This is a genomic window from Anaerosolibacter carboniphilus (assembly GCF_014205875.1).
Lineage (GTDB): Bacteria > Bacillota > Clostridia > Peptostreptococcales > Thermotaleaceae > Anaerosolibacter > Anaerosolibacter carboniphilus.
Window position 1 is genome coordinate 101,123 of the sequence record NZ_JACHEN010000003.1, and the last position, 21,773, is coordinate 122,895.

A 21,773-nucleotide genomic window follows, 5' to 3' on the forward strand; every position below is an offset into this window, starting at 1 on the left:
TATGCTAAAATATTTCTGGAGGTGTAAAAATGATCAAAATAGTTGTACCAGGAAAACCCATCAGCAAATCGAACTTTAAGCTTCAGAATATCCACGGCCAATTTTGGATGCCAAAACAGGGAAAACATAGTAAATATATCGCTTACGAAAACACAATTGCTGGCCATGTTAATCAACAATATGATGGACCACCTCTAGAAGGCAGTGTTATCACTATCATTAAGCTCTTCTTTCCCAATCGAAAGATGGGGGACATCCATAATTATCCAAAAAGTATTTGTGATGGTATTGAAAAAAGCGGTGTGATTCAAAACGATAAGCAGTTAAAACCCGTCCTCTTATTCGATTATATTGATAAAGATCATCCACGGATTGAAATTGAATTATACGAAAGCAGTAAATACAATATTCAATACAGCATTGAAACAAAATAAGCCTTTAAAATCCTTTCAGCTTGTATTCGATCAAGAGCATACCTATAAAACCAATAATTACACCAAAGGTAGCACCTAATTGATTGCCATGGCAGTGACTCTCCGGGATTAATTCATGGGATACCACATAATACATTGCCCCGGCGGCCATAGCCAGCGTAAATGTCATATATGGCTGTATGAATCTCCCTGCCAGAATTCCTACAGTAGCTGCTATAGGCTCTCCAATCCCTGCAAAAAATGCAAAGGCTATAGCCTTAAATTTCGAATAACCTTTTTCAATCAGTGGTGCAGCCACCACCAGACCTTCTGGTACATTTTGAATTCCAATGGCCATGGCTAATACCAGTCCCATGTTTGCCTTCCCAGAAGCATAGCCTATGCCAATGGCGAATCCTTCTGGGATATTGTGTATGGCAATGGCAGCTGTCATCATAATCGTTTTTCTCAGGGTTTTGCTATTAAAATCCGTCCCCCTCACCTGACCTATATTAATATTCGGTGTCACTTTCTCAATAAAGGCTAAGACGATGGCTCCTGATAATAGTCCTGCAATGACTTGTTTGATCCCACCCATCTCCAGTGCAGGTAAAACAAGACTAAAAGATGCAGCAAACAACATAATGCCCGCAGCAAATCCTAAGATAATATCCTCGAATTTTTTCGTAATCCTTTTTACAAAAATGAGGGGCAAAGCACCAATACCAGTACAAGCACCAGCCAATATACTCGCAATATATCCGTTCACCAGACCCACTCCTTCATCGTTATTCTTTACGCATATATTGCTGATCATTTTACTTCTATTATTTTTTACGATAGTTAGCTCTCTCATACTCCTGTAGCGATAACCTTAGCAAAGAAAAAAAGAATAAGGCATTCCTTATTCTTCTAACTATTATTTATTTAACTCGCTTCTCAGCATCTTGATTTCATCTCTGTATCCTTCCACTTCATTGGGTGTTTCTAAAAAAACAGGTAACTCTTTTATGGCAGGATGCTTGATAAACTCCACAATAGCTCTAAGTCCAATGGTACCTTCTCCGATTTTTGCGTGTCGATCCTTATGGCTAGCAAAGGGCATCATGCTGTCATTGAGATGGATTGCCTTTAGCTTAGACAAGCCTACAATTCTTTCGAATCGCAGCAATACACTGTCCAACTGCTCCACAATATCATAGCCAGCACTATACAAATGGCAAGTATCCAGACAAACACCCACTAAATTCTTATGGTGTACCTGATCTATTATTGCTCCCAATTCCTCAAATTGACTCCCAATCTCCGTTCCTTTCCCAGCCATTCCCTCCAATAAAACCATAGTATTCTCTTCTCCAATCAGAACGTCATTGAGTCCCTGGGCAATCCGATCAATTCCATATTCTACTCCCTTTTGCACATGACTTCCAGGATGAAGCACGATATAGCTGCAGCTTTCCATATGCTGTAGTCTGTCTAGATCATCCCGCAACAGCCGTTTTCCAAGCTCCCATATGTCCTCATCACCTGACGCCAAATTGTATGTGTAAGGCGCATGGGCTAGTAACGAAGCAAACCCATGGACTTTACTTATTTCGTCCAGCCTCTGAATATCGTCTATATTTAAAGCTTTTGCCTTACCACCCCTTGGATTTCTTGTAAAAAACTGAAATGTATTGGCACCGATTGAAATCGCTTCTTTAGCAGCTTTTTCATATCCCTTTGATATAGTTAAATGAGCACCTATTTGTAACATCACGCCACCTCCCACAAAGCTTTTATCTCAATGTTTTAAACAGAAAAATAGCCATTATAAAAAATGCAATGGATATATTGATCGTCATTCCTAAAATATACCCTACGATCCCGCCAAATCCAGCCTTAACGGAAGCCTTTAATGCTTTTCCCCCAAACATCTCCCCTAAAAGCATCCCAATAAACTGACCTAAAAACAATCCTGGTACATTCAGTATAAAAGCACCTACCACTGCACCCACAAGTCCTCCAATGATTCCAAATTTTGTAGCACCAAATTTTTTAGCTGTTACCATACTCGATAGATAGTCTAATATAAAGGATATTAGCATTAATACCCCAAAAACAACGATCCAGCCAATGCTGATTTTTTCGAACTGTGTAAAAACTCCATAGAACAAAGTAGATAAAAACATCAGTCCAATGCCTGGGAGTCCTGGAACAATGGCCCCAATGAAACCAATTGCCATAATGATAATCGTAAGTATCAGCATATGTCCGCCCCCCCATTATTTGAAGTTTTATTTCAAAATACCATGTTCTTTTTTAAAAATCTACCATTATAAATCTATACCGAAATGTAAAATTGTAAAGACTTATGCAAAAGTCACATAAGTCTTTTATTATTATTGCCCTATTTCTTTTTTTTCACCCTTGGAATCGTCAAAGTTGAAATAGAATATGCCTTTGTCCCTTGTCGGGATTTATCCTTTTTATCCTTGATATAGCCTTCTAATGTCTCTTTTAGTATATCTTGTAGTTCTTCTGTCTCTTCAATCGTCAGATAATAATCATTATAGTGAAGCATTCTTTTTGGATAAATTGAGTCATTGGCATTTTCAATGGCACGATAGAAATCATTGCTAATGTTTTCGAATATGGAAATGGAGGCTTGGTTAATGGATTCCATTACACTCTTTTCTCCGGTATTCATAATGCTTCGATCAATCACAAAAGTTTTCGCCGCTGGACGATAGTATTTCTCTATAATTCCAGACTTTACCTTTTCATCAATTAGCTCCAGGATACCGACTTTTTGAAGGGTTTTGATATGATAGTTAATTTTGGCATGAGGTTCTCCCATACGATCTGCGATCTGTTTTGCCGTGGCAGGCTGATCCTCTTCAAAACACTCAATAATTTCTATACGATAAGGATGAGAAATCGCCTTTATTTGATCCAATTCCCGCAACACCAATATATCTTTCATATAATCTCCTCTATTCTTTTTGATATTAAGCGTTTTGCAAAATTGTTAACATATCGTAACAATTGTATATATTATATACTTTTTCTACATCCTTGTCAAAATCCTTTGTAAGCTTTTATCGTTCCTTTATTATGCTTCCATAATAAAATAAGTAATGTCGTCATCATATTCTGATCCTGATGCAATTTGTTTTATTTCATTCAGTATTCCCTGACTTAACACTTTCAAATCCTTGTCTCGGTTCGCCAAAAGGATACGAATCAGATCTTTTTGCTCTATTAAGGTACTATTCTTGAAATTCTCTACTAAACCATCGGTATAAAAAATCACCCGATCACCTTTTTCCATCTGGATATCAGCTTTTTTATATTCTGGTGTATAGAAGTCACCAAAACGACAAATGGGAAAACCAGTGCTCTCACTTAAGGTAACGATCTCTCCACTTTTCCTTACAAGAATCGGCAATACATTAATTCCACCGCTACAGTAGGATAATAGACGGGACTTCGTATTAAAAATAGCATGAAACATAACCACATGCATCTCTATAGGAAATTCCGATTTATTAAATTCTCTGTAAAAATGCCCCAAGGTTTTATGAGGCGCCAATGCATTCACTGCACGCTCTTGAGCCCCCGTCGGTTTAATGATTCGGTCTGCCACCACTGTCATCATAGCAGCAGACACGCCATGACCTGCCACATCGGCAATATACATTCCCAGATTCTCTTCATCAATAACATATATTCCATAAAAATCTCCGCTTAACCGTTCACAAGGAATATACTCTGACACAAACTGAGTACTATAGATATTTAACTCCTTGGCGGGGAGCATGGATTCTTGAATTTTTTTTGCATATTCTAAATCCTCAATCATCTTCGCATTAATTTTATGAACCTCAGACGTTCTTCGCTCCACGATTTTTTCTAGGTTTTCTGCGTAGAGCTTGATTTTCTTCTTTGCATTGCTCAGTTCTACATAAGGCTTGTCTAAATTGTATATGAATATCCCCCTGCTGATTAGATACAGGCCTAAAACTTTATAAATGTGTCCTAGCATATTATAAGTATCATAAACACTTTTATACACTGTAAATGCTGCCTCTGCAAAAACGCTGACAATGAGACCCGCTGCTACCAACATGAAAACCCGATCCCTTGTCAAATGGTAATCACGAATATATAAGATCGAAGCAATCGCAAAAATTACTAAAATAAAATATTCCAGATTTATCTTGAGTTCTGTCAATCCTTGACCTTCAATAAATAATGGTGGAAAACTGTCTAAATGAACCGTCACTACATAGGAGATTAAAACAGAAACAATAATACTACCCCATAGAAAATAACTCCTGCTTAATCTGGTTTTGTAATTATATGGAACCAGCCCAGCAACCAATAAACCCATAGCAAAGATCAATCTTCCTATAATCCAAAAAGTCGTTGCCTTAGGTATAGAGCTGTTTGTAAAGAATACTGGCATCCCATTGTATCCCATCGTATGAAAAAAATCCAACCATCCAGTGATAAAAAAAACGGCTGAATACACAAGCAGTCTCAGACGGTTATTTTTCTGATATGTATAGTATGTAAGAATAAAAGATGTAAAGCTAATAATGATGCTAAGGGATTCCAATATAAGGTGATAGGTAAGAAAGGTGACATTACCAAGCACACTGTAAATATATGTTTCCAGCATCCCTACAATTTGATATATGAACAAGGATCCTAGAAAGATTAGTGCTAAATAAATATATCTTAAATCGATTGACTTTTTATTCTCCTTAATACTTAGCAAAGGATTCAACTCCGTTTCGATAATCTTTATTATTTAAGCTTTCTACATGAAACGTCATAATCCTTCAATATTTTAAAATTATTCCGTTCCTCATCCTTGAATATTATGTCGAAATCATTTGTAAAAACCTCTATCTAGGTAGCAACAATTGGCTTGAATATACCTACCACCTCATATTTTTCAGGAATTCTGAGGTTCGCAGTCTCAATCGATGATAGCTTTTTCCATGTACCCCTGACTCCTTCATTGGCTGCTAGCAATTGAAAATAGAGCATGACAATCCCTCCATCAATTCTGTTCATATTGACAGATAAAAGCCCCCCAATAGATTCTTTTTTTACACATAGTATCATGTTCTCATTATGTAAAACAAATTTCCAAGGCTGCTGATTAGCCCAGGACGGAGCTAAACGAACCACATCAATAATCCTTTTATATCTTTCAGACCATTTGCTTGCTCTTTCCGCCTTCCATTCTCTTCCCCATATGAGTTCTTCAATCTCTTTCCTTGGGATGCCCTGATGTTCTACCTGCTTTATCATCTTATCTGCAAAATTTTCTTTTTCGTAGCCGACAGGTGTTACTGCAAGGATCACCTTGGTTTCATCGCGAATATTTAAAACTTCCTTTATTTTGTCATGATAATGGAATACCTCCGTCCAGCAAGTACCGATCTTTTCCTCCTGGGCTTTGATCATCAGTTGTTCCATACGATATCCTAGGTTTTCCAAAAATCCTTCTTTTCTTTCTGAAACAGAAACAATATAGTGGGGCGCATCGAATACAATCCCAAAATAACCAGCATAGCCATGTATTTTTTTTGCAAAGACAGCGCCTTGATGGATCAACCTAAATTGTACATCGATATCTTTGTACAAGGGTATAGATGTATTTCCTGCGTCCACCAGTTGAGTTAATCGATTATGGGACACTTCCCTTTTATCGAAATTTCGTATAGAGCTTCTACGCTTTAGGATTTCATTAATATTCACTTCCTCCACCCCTTAACGCTTGATTTTTTAGCGAATTTTTTCGTCCATTTCGTCCATAATATAAGTTAATACTAGTTTGTAAATATCATCATCAAAAGATATATTCTCAGGTAAACCATCAAATTCTTCTACCTTTTCCATTTCACTATCAACAGGTAAGGGATGTATGACTTCTGCCTCACCATAAAATATGGCCGAAGTAATTTTCTTCTCTTGCGTAGTAATGATGAATTTCCCTAATAGAATGAGTTTACGAACAACAGCCCCAGTTTCTTCATAACTTTCTCTTATACCACAGGTTTCAATAGATTCATCTGGCTCAAGTTTTCCTCCCGGGAATTCCCACCCTTTTCTCTTTGGATGATATGCCATTATTAATTTTTCATTCTTAAATAAAATCACTATGCAGCCATCGTAATACGCTTCCAACTCGCTTTTTTTTGATAGATGCAACTCAATTTTTCTATTGCCACCATCAACATAATATACTCTATTCATTACAATCACCCTCTATTCAAATTTTTTATTTATTCATTAGAAACCCTAAAGATATTATTCCCCGTTAACTTTGCTCCTCATTTCTGCATAAATAAGGATCCTTTCTTATGCTATAAAAAAAGACTCCTCTTGTAAGGAATCTCTTAAAATATACTCAAATTCAACTCTTTTGATAAATCCTGGAGCATTCTTACGCCCGCGATGCTATTTCCTTTTTTATCCAAGGCTGGTCCCACTACACCAATACCCATTTTATTTGGTACTGCGCACATGATCCCACCGCCAACGCCACTTTTTGCCGGGATGCCCACTTGGATAGCAAATTCTCCCGACGCATCGTACATCCCGCAGGTTACCATGAAAGTCTTAGCGATCTGGGTAATATGCTTGGGCACATATTGCTCTCCTGTCCCTTGTATACAGCCATGATTTGCTAGAAACATTCCCATATGTGCCATATCCTCACAGGTCACTTCTATAGAACATTGCATGAAATATAAATCTAGAATCTCCTCTACATTCCCTTCAATGACGCCCACATCTCTTAAGAAATAAGCCATCGCTCGATTTCTGTCTCCAGTCTTCTTTTCAGACAAATAAACACTTTCATTGATATTCAACAGAGGATTCCTTGATAATTTTCTGAATAGATCAAGGATCCTATCCATCTTTTCCTGATTATCTTTTCCCTTAATCAAGGATGCCACTGCGATTGCCCCTGCATTAATCATAGGATTTAACGGTCTTGATGGATTGATGGTTTCAAGCTTTCTCATGGAATTAAAAGGATCTCCCGTTGGCTCCATACCTACCTTTTCAAATACATACTCTGGTCCATAATCCATTAATGCAAGCATCAAAGTAATAGGTTTAGAAACACTTTGAATTGTAAATTTTGTATCATAGTCACCAGCCTTGTGTATCTTACCATCCGTATCCACTACAGCAATTCCAAGGGCATCCGGGCCTGCATTTTTAAGTTCTGGAATATATGTAGCCACATGCCCAAAACTGGTCCAATATCTATTTCTAGATATCAATTCGGATAATAAAAATTGCATATATGTTCCACCTTTCTGAATCCATCGCAATTCTTACTTTAAAACATCATGAAAACGAAGTCAATAGATCATCTATGCAACTTTCTTAATATTTTGTAATATCCATTATTATTTCTCCAGACTTCCTATTCTTCAAAACAGCTTCCGCCTATAAATTCTTTTATAATCGATGTTTGAGGAATTACATGGTCATCTTCAATGGATAGAAAATAACTTAAAAACTTCAGCAATCTCTTTGCCTCAGAAAACTCCTTTTCTTTCTTACTTATATCCATCAGCAGTGGTTCTGCGTGCTTTTTCAGGACAGCCAATTCATAAATTAGCGCCGAATTAAACATGATATCCGCTTCTTCTTGGAAAGGGAAAATATTTCGTTCTTCACCCCTTCTCACAGAATTCCAAAGCTTTAACGTGTTTAACGCCGAATGACCTCTATACTTGCTATCCCTCACAATTCTTCGAAGCAACCGAGTATCCGTTGTAGGAATTCGATTATGGTCATCAATATTCAGCTGCGTTAAGGCACTAATATAAATTTTAAATTTTTTTTCATGGGGAATATCTAATGTAAGTTTGTCATTCAGCCCATGAATACCCTCGATGATGATAGGTTGATCCTCAGCTATTTTCAGGGTTTTGCCACGATACTCTCTTTCGCCCTTGTGGAAATTAAAGGTTGGCAAATCCACCGTCTCCCCCTGAATCAGTCTAGATAAGTGATCATTGAACAATGCTGTATCTACCGCTTCGATGGATTCAAAATCATAATCACCATTCTCATCTCTTGGTGTATGAACTCTATCTACAAAATAATCATCTGTTGATAAGGAAATTGGCCTTAGTCCATTTACTCGCAGCTGAATAGCCAGCCTTTGGGCAAATGTGGTTTTTCCCGATGAAGAAGGCCCTGCAATCAGAATAATTCTTTTTTTCTTTTCTAAGATCATATCTGCAATTTGGGCTATCTTCTTTTCATGAAGTGCCTCTGCCACTCGTATCAGTTCTGGATACTTTTTATCCCGTATAGTATCATTCAAATTTGCCACATATTCAATATTAAGAATCTTTCCCCATTGCTCTGCCTCTCTAAAGACAGTAGCCAATTTAGCCTGTTCTTCAAACGAAGGTATCTCAGTAGGCTTTGATTTCTCAGGATACTGAACAATTACGCCCGGCATATAATATTTTAGTTTGAACAGTTGCAGGTATCCAGTACTTGGCACCATATAACCATAAAAATAATCCTTTAACCAGCCACAGCTGTAAATATTCACCTCTGTTGTATCTCTATAGTCTAATAATTTTGTTTTTGCATCTAATCCCAGTTCTTTAAATATTCTTTTCGCCTCATCAACCGGCACACTACTCTTAATAAAAGGCACATCCTCTTCAATGATCTCCCTCATCCTTGCTTCTATCTTGACTACATCATCCTCATGAATAGGCCTTTTATAATGGATTTCACAATACAACCCCTTGCTTAAAGAGTGTTCTACAGTAACCTTACAGCCAGATAATACTTCCATAGCTGCCCGAATAAAAACAAAGGCCAAGCTTCTTTGATAAATACGCATCCCATCGGTTGTTGTTAAATCTATAAACTCTACCTTTGCATCTTTATGTAACGAATATCCTAGTTCTCGAAGTCTATTGTTTACCTTCGCTGCTACAATCATTGAAGGATATTCCCCTTGAATTTCCTTACAGATATCCGCTAGAATCATCCCTTCATCTATTTCAAACGCTTTATTTTCATCCACCAATACATTTATCTTTTCTGTCATCTTTCTCTGATCCCCCCACTAAAATAATAAATTTCACACACTAACCGTATTATACCCTATACTTTTTGTTTCCTACCATAAATCGTTTATCATTTTTATTTCATTTAAAATTGAAAGTTCCTGCATTAGCAGGAACTTTTCTAACTACATTTTTGGCGTACTAGGTTTTGATATATTGCTTAATGCATCTCCTGCTTCATTAACATAAATGTTTACTGTCGCCAAATCTCCAATAGCTAAAATCCCTACTACTCGTCCATTTTCTACGACTGGCAATCTTCTAATTTGATGTTTTGCCATAATCTCAGCAGCCTCATGGGCATGCATTTCTGGAGTCGCATACACAAGATTGCTGGTCATCACATCACCTGCATTGGCATTCATATTTCCTTCTGAAACGCCTCTAATCACGATGTCTCTATCGGTAATAATTCCTAATGCATTCTTTTGTTGATCACACACTGGAATACAGCCCACATCTAGATCTCTCATCTGCTTTGCAACTTGACCAATTGGAGTATTTACGCTTGCTGTTGAAACATTTGTTGTCATTAATTCTCTTACTTTCATGAATTCTTGCCTCCTTTCATTTTTTCATTTATTAGCTTGCGCAATATATGAAAAAATAATCAGCAAAAACGGTTTACGCTCTAATTTTTAATTGCGTTCCACAATAAGGGCATATATTAAAATCATCTTGAATAATTTTTCCACACTTGATGCATTGATTGTTCTTCTTAGGAAGATAGCCTTTTAAAATCTCTTTCATTTTGTCAATGGTAATGGGTGTTTTCATGATTTGATCGATGGGACTGCTGGAAAAATCCTTCATCAAGAGTAAATTGCTTGATGACAGAATACATACGGTCTTTGGGGCTTTTCTTTTGATTTCTTCGATAATTCGATCTCCAGTGGAATCCTCCAAAATATAATTAACAATAACCATAAAGGGTCTATGATGCTTTATATCTCTTAGAATCATGTATTCATCTGAAATCAAAGGGTTCATCCCCAGTTTGAACAATATATCCTTCAGTATTCTCGTTTCAAATTTTGAATCATTTACAATGATCACATCCCTATTTTCCATGACGGTATCTCCTCTTACTGAAAAATAAAAATCCTTAAACTACTATTTCTTCTACTTATTTCGATATACTTTTCCAATTTCCTTTAAAATAGATGTATAATTATTGCATTTAACTTTTCTCTGTGAATAACGGCCTGGGCACCCCTGCTTTTTATAGTACAAGAAAGTACACTTTCTTGTATATAAAAAAACCCAAGCCAAAGCTTGAGTTTATTTATCATCCATTAGACCAATTTTGTTAAAGGGATATAAGCGAACAAATGCTTTTCCCATTAGGGTTTCCTTTTCAACTGGACCCACTCTTTCATCCCTGCTATCCAAACTATTTTCTCGATTATCTCCCATTACGAAAAGCATCCCTTCTGGGACGACAGCATCCACTTCTCCAGGCGTATAATCACCATTAATATATGGTTCCACCAATTCTTTCTCATTCACAAAAACTTTCCCTCCGGTTACCTGAATATGGTCACCAGGGATACCAATGATTCTTTTAATTAAATCCTTTTCTTTTCCTTCCAAGGTTTTTAAATGGGACTTAAATACGACAATATCTCCTCGCTCTGGTTCATGAATCATGTATGGAATCTTATTAATGATCAAATAGTCGTACTGATCCAAGGTAGGATACATGGAATATCCTTTTACCAGGGTTGGTCTTGCGATAAAATTTGTAATCACTAATGCAATCGCTACTGCAATGGCAATGGTTTTAAGCCACTCCATTATCTCTTTCCTCATACGTTACCCCTCCTTTATACAAGCTCACTATCTTTTATTTTATCACTTATCTTTCTGTACAACAATTCCTAATTATTCGAGGGTATGACTTCCAAAATATAATGATTCAATCGATCATATTTTTTTCGTTGTACATGAACATCTATTCCAGATAATATTTTGATAAAATCTTCAATGATTTGGTCGATACTGCCATAAATCATGCTAATATCCCTTCGATTTATCCCTCTAAAGCCATGGCCTGCAACAGAAGCGTTTCTAAGATCCATAAGGGCATTCATCTTATCGCTATTTAGGATATGGATTAATTCATTACATCGCCAATCATGCCCTTGATACTTTTGAAGATAAGCTGTAATGGCATAGCTTAAATTAGGATTAAAAACCTTGTATTTTTTTCTTAGTATTTTCAATATAGATTGTTTTGACAAAACCTCTGATGAAAATGTAATTTTACTCTTTTCCATATGATAACGGATAAAAATATATTTTAGAATAGCTTCTTTCAGACGGTATATCCTGCTCACAAAATCTATATATCGCTCATTGTGCAATTGAATCCTCGTATTTTCTAAAAGCTCAGAAAAAATTGCCTCAGGGACACCGCGGGCTAAGTTTTCCATTTCATTTATCCACTTTTTCATAGATATGTCTATATTTCTCTCTTTACTTAAAAATCGAACCACCTCAAACGCTGTCGTAAAATCGAAATTGCTTGCATATCTACAACCATCCAAAATGCTTACGATACCTTGAAAGACATCATCTCTATCCTTCAGTAGATCATAAGCTCCCGAATAATCATATCGACTTAAACAATAAGCCAATGTTATTCTTTGTTCCTCATTCATATTATATCAGCATTCCCTTCCCTATCCACTGTTCCCAATGTAATTTTGTCTATTTTTACTGATGATTTTTTTCATAGTATACCAAGTATATCATCATTATAATATATTTTATATAAAATTATAGCCTTCGAGAATCCCGAAGGCTGCAGCTCTATTGGTGAGTTTCAATAAACCAATCGATTAACTTTCTTGCAATACTGATACTACCAGGTATCTGTGGAAGATCCTTTGCAGAAAACCATTTCGCATCAACAAGCTCTTCCTCATCTGCCTTTATCTCTCCACCAGCATAGTCCGCTGTAAAGGCGACCATAAGAGAATTTGGAAAAGGCCAGGGCTGACTCCCAAAATAGGAAATATTTTTTACTTCAATGCCTGATTCTTCCTTTACTTCCCGCTTCACACATTCCTCCAGCGTTTCCCCTGGCTCTACAAATCCAGCAAGAACACTATAAAATTTTGAAGTAAAACGGCGGCTTTGGGCTAATAAAATCTGATCATCTTTTACTACCGCCACGATGATGGCTGGAGAAATTCGTGGATAATTCGTAAGACCACAGACAGGACAGAGTTTTGCAAATTCATTGTCCTTTGTAACCGTTGGACTTCCACACTGCCCACAAAACTGATAGGTTTTATCCCAATTCACAATCTGAATAGCTTTCCCTGCTAGCCAGAACAATGCTTCGTCTATTTTTCCAAACAGTTCTCTCAAACCAACAAAAATCATATGTTCTCCCTGGACTTCATCTGTACTTAATTCAGCAGAAAAACAATTAGCTTCCTTGATTTTCCCAAGAAAGTGATACTTCTCAGGTCTACGCTCTAAAACCATCAAATCCTTTTGTGTAGGAATTTCCCACCCTTCATTTCCCACTTTTATAAGCAATCTATCGTTATGAAAAACAAACCATAAAGAGTTAGTATTAATTTCAGGTTTGGAAAAAACATTCATTGATGTCCCCCTCTTTCATAAAGATCTATATCCATCTTCAATTTTATCATGATCATCTAATTAACTGCATCAATTTGTTCTTGCTAAATCATTGATTAGCTTGTCTTCAATATCCTTCAACCTTTTAGGAAGCTGTGTTTCAAAGCTCTTTCCTTCTAGATAGGTCAGATTGCCTAAACATTTTTCAAAATATATTTTATAAGCATGCAAAAACTGGGTTTCTAGTCCAAAGTTTTTCTTCATCAATTGATTAATGCTAGTATTGCCATATTTGGAATCTCCAATGATAGGATGTCCAATACTGGAAAGATGAAGCCTGATCTGATGAGTCCTCCCAGTGATGATCTCCACCTCTAAGAGGCTAAACGTTTCGGTGCTCTTCAATGGTCTATAAATGGTATGAATCTCTTTTGCATCCTCATCCTCTCTGTCCGCAAGCTGAACACGGTTTCGGACTTCGTCCTTGGTCAGATATCCCTTTAATTCTTGTCCTTTCTTGACATTCCCCTTTACAATGGTTACATAGTATTTTCTAATATACTCTTTCTCTCGAATCATTCTATTCAAGTTTTGAACGGTTTCGTAATTCTTTGCGAAAATGACAATGCCGCTGGTGTTTCGGTCCAGACGATTTACACTGGCAGGTACAAAAGTTTTTTCATCTCGAGGGTCATATTCTCCCTTGGCATGGAGATAGCTCATCACTTGATTGATTAATGTATTCTTTTTTTCTCTGCTGTCTCCATGAACTAATAATCCAAAGGGCTTGTTTACAAGGAGTATATTTTCGTCTTCATATACGACTTTAAAAGACATTCTGACGGTTTTCACTTCTTTTTTTTCATAAAATCCTTCAATCGTCTCCTCGCTAAGGTATAGCTGAATCATGTCGCCATCCTTCAATATGTAATCATTGTCAATCTTGCCACCATTGACCTTAATATTCTTCTTTCGAATCATTTTATAGATAAACCCCAGGGAGGCTTTGGGCAAATATTTCCTTAAAAACTTATCAATACGTTGATTCCCTTCATTTCTTCCTACACTTAGTTCTCTCATGCCATTTTCTCTCCCTCTATATCTTTTCTCAACATCTCTATGACGATCTCATCCGTTGGAAATGCCAATGGTGGCATATTATCCAAATCAAAATAATCAACTTGATCTAAATCATCAGAGGCTTCCAACTTTCCTCCGCTTTCATGGGCTAAAAACCAGATGCCTACCGTATGTCTCTCTGGATTATGAAAGTTGGATTGCACGGTGTACACCCTTTCAATGGTAATATCTAGCCCAGTCTCTTCTTTAAACTCTCTCACAGCCGCATCATAAACGTCTTCATCATATTCCACATAGCCACAGGGTATACACCATAAATTCTTATAGCTAGTATTTCTTTTCCCCAATAATATTTTTTTATTTTTAAGAAGAATTGCAGCCACTCCAACTATAGGATTCTCATACAAGATAAAACTGCATTCTTGGCATCTCAATCGTTGACGATCATGAATGAGATTTACACATAGTTTTCCTCCACATTTAGGACAATACTGGTACTTCTGTTCTTGCGTCATCATTCCACGCCTCCCTATCCATAAAATACTCCTACCATATCCTAACCATCCAATATTCACTTTATCCCGTGGGCCCGCATCGATATATTTTTGATTGATGTTGAAACCAGCCTTAGGATTATGTTATCCTTAATATATAAGTTTCTGCGCTACTTAAGAGGAGGATGCAAGATGTTTGAAAAATTCAAAGATTTGTTATACGAAGCCAGTGATGTACTTCTTGCTTTTGCTATTATTTTGATTATGTCTACGGTAATTACTTGGAAAGTTTCTGATTCCTTGGCTTTTTCAACCGATAAACTTACCAACGGACCTACTGTTGCTGAACAAGAGCCATCTTCATCTGATGAAAAGCCATTGAAAGAACCTTCTTCCAAAGTGGCTCCAGACGCCAGCCAAAACACGCCGTCATCTGAATCACAGACTCCATCAGATTTGGAAACTGTCGTCACAACTGTAGCGCCTCAACCTACCGCCATACAAGTAGACATCCCCAGCGGTACACCAGGCAGCGGTATCGCTAATATTTTAAAGCAAAAGGGACTGATTGACAACACTGCAAAATTTATTGCTCGGATACAGGAGTTAAAATTAGAAGCAAAATTAAAATCTGGTCAGTTTTCAGTACCGTCCGGATCCTCCCTTGACGATGTGATCTATATCATTACAGGTACGAAGAAACCTTCTTAAAAGTATCTTTTATAAATCAATAGGCTCATAATGATAGGCTAGGAGTTTCCTAGCCTTTTTTGTTCACATTCTTGGTTCTATTGATCTCAGTCTACCATATGGCACAAGGTCCTAACGAGCACTTTCCACAAGCATCACATGTATCTAGTTCCTTATAGTATGCATCTACTTCCCATACTCTTTCATTACATTTATATCTGTCAAAGCCTGATTCGGATAAGGCACCGACAGGACATAATGCTATGCATTGCCCACAGCTTCCATTATATTTAAAGAGGCATCTTTCCCGGTTTACCCGTTTGGTGGGTTCAATTAGGTAATCAATCACAAAGCTTCCATAACGACCAGCACAACCTTTTTCGGTTATTAGCAGATTGTTGATACCAAAGGTTCCAATTCCTGCGATATAGGCGACGTGCCGTTGAGACCACATAGACATTAGTTTCTCTTCATCAAAACTAGGTTGTGGAATCTCCCAAGCCACCTTTATCTTATACATCTTAAGTTGATGTTCTAAATGGTTGTAAATTTCACGAATCAGTTGATTTGTCTCAATGTACGCTTCCACCCAATCCTTTGAAACATACGGGTCCCCTTTATTCCCCATAACCAATTCCTTTGTAAAAGGTATAAAGAAAGAAACAACGGTTTTCACCTCAGACATTAAATCTTGAGGCAACAGATGCTTTTCATGGGTAAAGCTCTTTATTCTGCTAAACTCAAGATCTATCGGATCTGCAAAACCGATAATTGGTTCTCTATACTTTGTCTTTCCACTGGTGTTTTTAACCAAATCCTTTATACATCCTTCTATATATTCTTTCATATTTTCCATTTCAATCCCCCCTACAAGAATCATAACAAAAAAGATCTATAAATACAAAAAATTATTCTCAAAAGAGGCCTTCCGTTTTCTTAATGCAAATATAAAAAAGGTACACTACGTGTGCTTCGCTAGGGGAACCTAGTTCCCCTTCGACGGCTGCTAAGCAGCCTGAGCACCCCTCTGACTGCGGCATGGGAATACTTCCCTTGCACCCCTGCTTTTTTATACTATAAAAAAGATATATAGTGAATCATATTTCTACAGTTCACTATATATCCTATCTATGACGTCTATTCCTGGCATTCCGTTTTATTCAAAGATTCTATGATCCGATCTAATTTCTTTTGCTGTTCTTCACCAAGGAAATCTTTCATTTGAGCCAAAGCTTCCATTTGCTTCAAATATTTTTCCTTATCTTTACCCAACGTTTTATTTAATTGATTAAGTTCTTGAATAATCTCTTCCTCACTTTTATCTCCATACTTATTAGACATTTCTTCAAACATTTTCAACTGTTGTGGATTGATGTTCATGCCACCCATCATCCGCATCAGTCCTTGTAACCTCCTCTTATCTATGCTTCCCATCATAGCACCTCCAAGTATGATTTGGCGTTCATTTATATGTATGTATTGTTTTTGCCATTTATCACATAGAATTCTCCTAGAATATTGTAACAATAATGGAGGGCGTGCATAGTATAGAATAAAGGTGCATTTTTATGTTAGGAGGCAAACTATGAATGAGTTAATTTCCTCAAATAATAACGAAGCTCCGCAGTCTAATGAGATCTTACAATCATTTGAAGAGCTTGGTATCGCACAGCTCACCTCAGATAACAATAAGAAACTAATTTTTGTACTTATTCCATTTGCACTACTATTTCTTTTGAAAGATAAAAATCCTTTCATACTGTCTAGACCAAAATTATCTACCCAGAGTTTTGACAGAAAGCTGATCTCATTAAAACCTATTCCTGCTCCAACTACAAGTATTGACTCAAATTCAATCGAACGGCTAACTAAGTTATTGGAGGGCGTAAAGAAGGTTTCTTCCATTCAGGATCTAAGCAAAACCCTGTCAAAGGCTAAAAGCTCCTCGGGTAAATTTAATAAAGAAGTCGTTAATGAGATCGTTGGACTCCTGGGGGATAACATAAGTAGTGAAAGCAAAGCCCAAATCCACAACTTTACCAATATGATGTCCATGATGGATAAGTTTAAGGATGTAAAGAAGGTATTAGACATCCAGCGACAAATGAAAACCGACAATGGTGGCGATTCTTCAATGCAAATCGATGCGATGATTGAAGCCATCCGACCAATGCTGCCAGAAGAGCAAGCAAAAAATATCGATCAGTTCAAAAAAATGGCTCAGATGATGAAGCTCATGTCTATGTTTGATACAAATAAAAACAGCGAAGATGAAGATGCCCCCACCGAATAGATAGAGGTGAAACCTTGGTTTCACCTCTATCTATTCATAAGTATTTGCATTTCTTCTTCTGTCAGCTCCCGATATTCTCCCAAATCAAGATTAGAATCAAGCTTTAGGCTTCCCATGGCAATCCGCTTTAAATAAGTAACTTTTTTTCCTACAGCTTCGAACATTCTCTTTACTTGATGAAACTTTCCTTCATAAATGGTTAGTTCGATCTCGGAAATGTCATCGCTTTTCAATAAGATAAGTTCTGCTGGCTGGGTTACATATCCATCATCCAAAGTTACACCCTTTTGAAAACTTTCTTGGTCTTGGTTGGTAACCTTCCCATCAACCACTGCAAAGTATGTTTTAGGAACATGTTTTTTGGGTGCCAGCAATTCATGGGCAAGCTTTCCATCGTTTGTTAATATGAGTAAACCCTCGGTATCTTTATCCAGCCTACCCACAGGAAACAGTTCAAATATTCGATAGCCTTCATCTAGCAGATCCACCACCGTTTCTACCTTTGGGTCAAAGCTCGCAGAAATAACCCCCTGCGGCTTATTCATCATGAGGTAGACCGTATCTCGATAGTCAAGCCGCTCCCCGTTAATCTCAATCATATCTTCATGGGGACTGACATGAAAACTTCCATCTTTTACGCCTACACCATTGACCTTGACATTATTTTTTTTTATAAATATCTTTATTTCTTTTCTAGTTCCATATCCCATATTACTGAGGATTTTATCCAATCTCTGAGTTTTCGCCATATAAACCTCCTAATCTATCCATCTCCAGGCAGGTGGATAATAGTTTTTCAACATGGTTCCCGTCTGCTTTGCCCATCCCACAGGAAAGTGATCTACACATACAAGGGTCCAACCCTTTGCTCCCTCGATATCCAAAGTTTCTCCTTTGAGATATTTAATAATCATCGGGTCCTTTCCATGAAAATTCACAACCCTTTTCGAATCCCTATAGGATAAAGCCATGGCCATAGCTTGACTCGGTTCGAACCTATCCTTCTTTATCGTTCCCAACAACCATCCAGATCTTAGAATTTTCAACCCCTTTAATGGTGGTAACCCTTCTGGCAATAGGTATAACTGCTCATTATGTATTTCAAAACTACCCTCAATCTGAATATTTAAGTTCTCTTCCATAAAATTGGAAAATACCTTTGGCGCCTTCATTTCAGCAGGATGACCGACATGTATCTCCATTGGCACATCACATTCTTTTTTCAGCCATGCTAAAAAATGTCCCTCACCATCTATCTTGTGGGGCCATAGTCTAGCATTATCTTTTAAAGCTTCCTTACCTGCGATCCACTGAGGCCTGCCCTCATCAAAGCCTAATGCTTTGGGTATTGGCAGAATCATATAGTCCCTATGTTTTGCAGTAAATTCCTCAATGATTCCCTCATTTTCTTCTGGAGAAAAGGTGCAGGTTGAATACAGCAATTCTCCATCTTCCTTCAGCATGCCATCCACACAATCCATAATAGCCCGTTGCATGGCCACATAAGGTTCAATTCCCTGCCGCTCCCAGCTTTTGATCATTTTCTCATCTTTACGAAACATTCCTTCTCCAGAGCAAGGCGCATCAATTAGAATTTTATCAAAGTAGCTTGAGAAATACTTTTTTAGTTTCTCTGGTGTTTCATTGGTTACGATCGCATTTTTGATACCAAATAATTCTATATTCTTGATCAGAGCCTTTACACGCTGTAAATTGATATCATTAGTAACAATGATTCCTTCTTCGCTGAGCTTTGCTGCCAGCTGTATTGTCTTACCTCCAGGTGCAGCACACAGATCTAACACCTTATCTCCTGGTAGAACATCTAATACAGAAGCTGGTGCCATGGCACTGGGCTCTTGTATATAATATAATCCACTATGATAGTAAGGATGCTTTGCTGGTCGCTCTCCTTCCTCATAATAAAAACCATCCTTTGTCCAAGGAATGGGCTTTAACTTAAAAGGAGATATTCTTAAAAATTCCTCGACGGATATTTTCAATGTATTTACCCTTAACCCTTGATGTTTTGATCTATCATAAGAATGAATAAAGTCTTCAAATTCATCCCCTAGCAAAGACTTCATCCTATCTAAAAACCGTTTCGGTAGCTGCATGATATATCTCCTCTGCTTCCTTGTTTTTACTAGCATCTCCAGTATGAACACAAAAATATACCCACCAATTCGGTGGGTTTATTTATCTCTTCCTCAATTTAATTCTTTTACTTATCATCGCATAGGAAAGAAAAATCATTGTAACAAACACTATTGGCAAGCTTGTTGTATAACGAGTGGAATACAAGGACATCAACGCTACCAAACCACCACAGATCGTGATCGGTATTCCCATATAGACACCTTCAAATTCAGATATGTTATACCTCGCCAATCGAAAAGCGCCACATAGAGCAAACATTAACGTAATCGCAATACCTAATGCACCAGTTCCCATAAGATTCAAGTGCCACATCAGAATAGCAGGTGCCACACCGAAGGAAATCAAATCACACAAAGAATCTAATTCCTTTCCAAAATCACTTACCGCATTTAACTTCCTCGCCAGTTGCCCATCCATACGATCCAACAAACCAGCACAAATAATTAACCATGCAGACGTTCCATATTGATCATAAAAAACAGCAATAATTGCAAGTATCCCGAAGGAAAGATTTAAAAATGTAAATATATTTGGAATTTGGTTTTTATACTTCATCAAGAATCACCCCCGCCTTTATAGGCTCACCATGGCTGGTATTATGTTTCTGTCCAAAATCACCCAGTAACGCAATAGCAAGATATTTTCATGCAACAAAAGTCCGTATAAGTAGCATTATTATGGAATAAAATCCAATAAAAAAGTATAAAACTAGTTAAGTAGACTATTGTACACACTATAAATTCATTTATGGACATAAACATAGGCCTGAATTTTGTGCTTATTTTAGTTTGCTAAGTTCTAGGTCGAGCTATACTTCTTGTTTTTTCTATATCTTATTTTACATTAAATTTTTGTCAATTCCTAGTTATTTTTTATAGCAATTTTATTTTTTATGGTTTTTTTAAACTTGTTGTTATATAATTACAGTTGAAAATGCTATACATACAAGCGGTTAAAAACGAAATGAATTCAACGTTAGGAGGTTTTACCATGCCATTAGTTACATCTACTGAAATGTTTAAAAAAGCTGCTGCTGGAGGATACGCAATCGGTGCATTCAATGTGAATAATATGGAAATTATTCAAGGTATCGTTGAAGCTGCTAAGGAAGAAAAGTCTCCTCTTATTCTACAGGTCTCTGCAGGTGCAAGGAAATATGCGAGCCCAATCTATCTTCGTAAACTAGTTGAAGCTGCCGTGGAAGATAGTGGCCTAGACATTGTTCTGCATCTTGATCATGGCGAAGATTTTGAAATTTGCAAAATGTGTATAGATGACGGCTTCACTTCCGTTATGATTGACGGTTCTAAATACCCATTTGAAGAAAATATTGCCCTTACGAAGCAGGTGGTAGAATATGCCCACGCTCGGGGTGTTGTTGTTGAAGCAGAATTAGGTAAGCTAGCTGGCATAGAAGATGATGTAAAAGTAAGTGAAAAAGATGCTACATTTACAGATCCAGATCAGGCAGCCGAGTTCGTAGAAAGAACTGGTGTCGATTCTTTAGCCATAGCCATCGGTACTAGCCATGGAGCATATAAATTTAAAGGAGAGCCACGATTAGATTTCGCTCGTCTTGAAAAAATCGCAAATCTTATCCCCAATACACCTCTTGTATTGCATGGTGCCTCCACAGTTCTTCCTGAATTTGTAGAGCTATGCAATAAATATGGTGGAGACATTCCAGGTGCCCAAGGAGTTCCAGAAAGTATGATTCGTCAAGCAGCTACCCTCGGTGTTTGTAAAGTAAACATCGATACAGACCTAAGACTTGCCATGACAGCGGCTATTCGAAAATTACTTGTAGAAAATCCAAAGGAATTTGATCCGAGAAAATATCTAGCCCCAGCGAGAACTGCTATTAAGGATATGGTACAACATAAGATCCGTAATGTATTAGGTTCAAGCAATAGACTATAGAACTTAA

25 protein-coding genes are annotated in these 21,773 nt (G+C 37.2%); 4 read left to right on the forward strand and 21 right to left on the reverse strand.

From position 1 onward, the window contains the following. The first annotated feature begins 29 nt into the window (after positions 1–29). Positions 30–434 (forward strand): RusA family crossover junction endodeoxyribonuclease, encoded by a 405-nt coding sequence (locus HNQ80_RS03500; RefSeq protein WP_184308240.1) that lies wholly within the window; start codon positions 30–32, stop codon positions 432–434. A gap of 4 nt (positions 435–438) precedes the next feature. Here HNQ80_RS03500 and HNQ80_RS03505 read toward each other — a convergent pair whose 3' ends face one another. The 16 genes from HNQ80_RS03505 to HNQ80_RS03580 all read right to left on the reverse strand — a co-directional run bounded on the left by HNQ80_RS03505 (position 439) and on the right by HNQ80_RS03580 (position 14,724). Beyond that, positions 439–1,269, reverse strand: a complete 831-nt coding sequence (locus tag HNQ80_RS03505) for a ZIP family metal transporter (protein ID WP_184308242.1) — start codon at positions 1,267–1,269, stop codon at positions 439–441. Between the two features lie 63 nt (positions 1,270–1,332). Further along, the gene (locus HNQ80_RS03510) at positions 1,333–2,169 is read right to left on the reverse strand and encodes a deoxyribonuclease IV (RefSeq protein WP_184308244.1); all 837 of its coding nucleotides are present in this window, start codon (positions 2,167–2,169) and stop codon (positions 1,333–1,335) included. Between the two features lie 22 nt (positions 2,170–2,191). Continuing rightward, positions 2,192–2,662 carry a DUF456 domain-containing protein gene (locus tag HNQ80_RS03515; protein ID WP_184308246.1) on the reverse strand — a complete coding sequence of 157 codons (471 nt, stop codon included), beginning with the start codon at positions 2,660–2,662 and terminating at the stop codon, positions 2,192–2,194. 140 nt (positions 2,663–2,802) lie between these two features. After that, positions 2,803–3,378 carry a winged helix-turn-helix domain-containing protein gene (locus tag HNQ80_RS03520; RefSeq protein WP_184308248.1) on the reverse strand — a complete coding sequence of 192 codons (576 nt, stop codon included), beginning with the start codon at positions 3,376–3,378 and terminating at the stop codon, positions 2,803–2,805. A 129-nt stretch (positions 3,379–3,507) separates the two neighbouring features. Then, positions 3,508–5,079: an MASE3 domain-containing protein gene (locus HNQ80_RS03525; protein ID WP_243182970.1), complete on the reverse strand. Its 1,572-nt coding sequence runs from the start codon at positions 5,077–5,079 to the stop codon at positions 3,508–3,510. Between the two features lie 233 nt (positions 5,080–5,312). Further along, positions 5,313–6,170 (reverse strand): nitroreductase family protein, encoded by an 858-nt coding sequence (locus tag HNQ80_RS03530; RefSeq protein ID WP_184308253.1) that lies wholly within the window; start codon positions 6,168–6,170, stop codon positions 5,313–5,315. Positions 6,171–6,197: 27 nt separating this feature from the next. Next, entirely contained in the window at positions 6,198–6,668 is a 471-nt protein-coding gene (locus tag HNQ80_RS03535) for an NUDIX domain-containing protein (protein ID WP_184308255.1), read from the reverse strand. Between the two features lie 143 nt (positions 6,669–6,811). Continuing rightward, complete coding sequence (gene glsA / locus HNQ80_RS03540) at positions 6,812–7,729, reverse strand: glutaminase A (RefSeq protein WP_184308257.1); 918 nt, start codon at positions 7,727–7,729, stop codon at positions 6,812–6,814. A 125-nt stretch (positions 7,730–7,854) separates the two neighbouring features. Beyond that, positions 7,855–9,513: a nucleoside kinase gene (locus HNQ80_RS03545; RefSeq protein ID WP_184308259.1), complete on the reverse strand. Its 1,659-nt coding sequence runs from the start codon at positions 9,511–9,513 to the stop codon at positions 7,855–7,857. A gap of 144 nt (positions 9,514–9,657) precedes the next feature. After that, on the reverse strand, positions 9,658–10,083 hold the full coding sequence (locus HNQ80_RS03550; RefSeq protein WP_184308261.1) for a CBS domain-containing protein: 426 nt from the start codon (positions 10,081–10,083) through the stop codon (positions 9,658–9,660). A 73-nt stretch (positions 10,084–10,156) separates the two neighbouring features. Beyond that, positions 10,157–10,603 (reverse strand): zinc-ribbon domain-containing protein, encoded by a 447-nt coding sequence (locus HNQ80_RS03555; protein ID WP_184308263.1) that lies wholly within the window; start codon positions 10,601–10,603, stop codon positions 10,157–10,159. Positions 10,604–10,813: 210 nt separating this feature from the next. Continuing rightward, positions 10,814–11,344, reverse strand: a complete 531-nt coding sequence (lepB, locus tag HNQ80_RS03560; RefSeq protein WP_184308265.1) for a signal peptidase I — start codon at positions 11,342–11,344, stop codon at positions 10,814–10,816. A 68-nt stretch (positions 11,345–11,412) separates the two neighbouring features. Beyond that, positions 11,413–12,195 carry a hypothetical protein gene (locus HNQ80_RS03565; RefSeq protein ID WP_184308267.1) on the reverse strand — a complete coding sequence of 261 codons (783 nt, stop codon included), beginning with the start codon at positions 12,193–12,195 and terminating at the stop codon, positions 11,413–11,415. A 151-nt stretch (positions 12,196–12,346) separates the two neighbouring features. Then, the gene (nudC, locus tag HNQ80_RS03570) at positions 12,347–13,150 is read right to left on the reverse strand and encodes an NAD(+) diphosphatase (RefSeq protein ID WP_184308269.1); all 804 of its coding nucleotides are present in this window, start codon (positions 13,148–13,150) and stop codon (positions 12,347–12,349) included. Positions 13,151–13,219: 69 nt separating this feature from the next. Beyond that, a complete protein-coding gene (locus HNQ80_RS03575; protein WP_184308271.1) occupies positions 13,220–14,209 on the reverse strand; it encodes an RluA family pseudouridine synthase in 990 nt (329 codons plus the stop codon). Beyond that, entirely contained in the window at positions 14,206–14,724 is a 519-nt protein-coding gene (locus tag HNQ80_RS03580; protein WP_243182963.1) for a nucleotide triphosphate diphosphatase NUDT15, read from the reverse strand. The genes HNQ80_RS03575 and HNQ80_RS03580 overlap by 4 nt, the downstream gene beginning before the upstream one ends. A gap of 171 nt (positions 14,725–14,895) precedes the next feature. Between HNQ80_RS03580 and HNQ80_RS03585 the strand changes: the two genes are divergently transcribed. Next, positions 14,896–15,414 carry an MltG/YceG/YrrL family protein gene (locus HNQ80_RS03585; protein ID WP_184308275.1) on the forward strand — a complete coding sequence of 173 codons (519 nt, stop codon included), beginning with the start codon at positions 14,896–14,898 and terminating at the stop codon, positions 15,412–15,414. Positions 15,415–15,505: 91 nt separating this feature from the next. Here HNQ80_RS03585 and HNQ80_RS03590 read toward each other — a convergent pair whose 3' ends face one another. Both HNQ80_RS03590 and HNQ80_RS03595 read right to left on the reverse strand, forming a co-directional pair. Then, positions 15,506–16,249, reverse strand: coding sequence for an epoxyqueuosine reductase (locus tag HNQ80_RS03590; protein WP_184308277.1), 744 nt, complete (start codon positions 16,247–16,249; stop codon positions 15,506–15,508). A gap of 281 nt (positions 16,250–16,530) precedes the next feature. Continuing rightward, positions 16,531–16,827, reverse strand: a complete 297-nt coding sequence (locus tag HNQ80_RS03595; protein ID WP_184308279.1) for a hypothetical protein — start codon at positions 16,825–16,827, stop codon at positions 16,531–16,533. 151 nt (positions 16,828–16,978) lie between these two features. On the opposite strand from HNQ80_RS03595, the gene HNQ80_RS03600 reads away from it, so the two are divergent. After that, entirely contained in the window at positions 16,979–17,686 is a 708-nt protein-coding gene (locus tag HNQ80_RS03600) for a hypothetical protein (RefSeq protein WP_184308281.1), read from the forward strand. 26 nt (positions 17,687–17,712) lie between these two features. Here the strand turns inward: HNQ80_RS03600 and HNQ80_RS03605 are convergent, their stop codons facing one another. From HNQ80_RS03605 to pssA, 3 genes are all read right to left on the reverse strand, one after another. Beyond that, on the reverse strand, positions 17,713–18,435 hold the full coding sequence (locus HNQ80_RS03605; protein WP_184308282.1) for a pseudouridine synthase: 723 nt from the start codon (positions 18,433–18,435) through the stop codon (positions 17,713–17,715). 9 nt (positions 18,436–18,444) lie between these two features. Beyond that, positions 18,445–19,803 carry an RsmF rRNA methyltransferase first C-terminal domain-containing protein gene (locus tag HNQ80_RS03610; RefSeq protein ID WP_184308284.1) on the reverse strand — a complete coding sequence of 453 codons (1,359 nt, stop codon included), beginning with the start codon at positions 19,801–19,803 and terminating at the stop codon, positions 18,445–18,447. An 82-nt stretch (positions 19,804–19,885) separates the two neighbouring features. Continuing rightward, complete coding sequence (gene pssA, locus HNQ80_RS03615; RefSeq protein WP_184308286.1) at positions 19,886–20,401, reverse strand: CDP-diacylglycerol--serine O-phosphatidyltransferase; 516 nt, start codon at positions 20,399–20,401, stop codon at positions 19,886–19,888. Between the two features lie 435 nt (positions 20,402–20,836). On the opposite strand from pssA, the gene fba reads away from it, so the two are divergent. Then, positions 20,837–21,766: a class II fructose-1,6-bisphosphate aldolase gene (gene fba, locus HNQ80_RS03620; protein WP_184308288.1), complete on the forward strand. Its 930-nt coding sequence runs from the start codon at positions 20,837–20,839 to the stop codon at positions 21,764–21,766. The last annotated feature ends 7 nt before the right edge of the window (positions 21,767–21,773 follow it).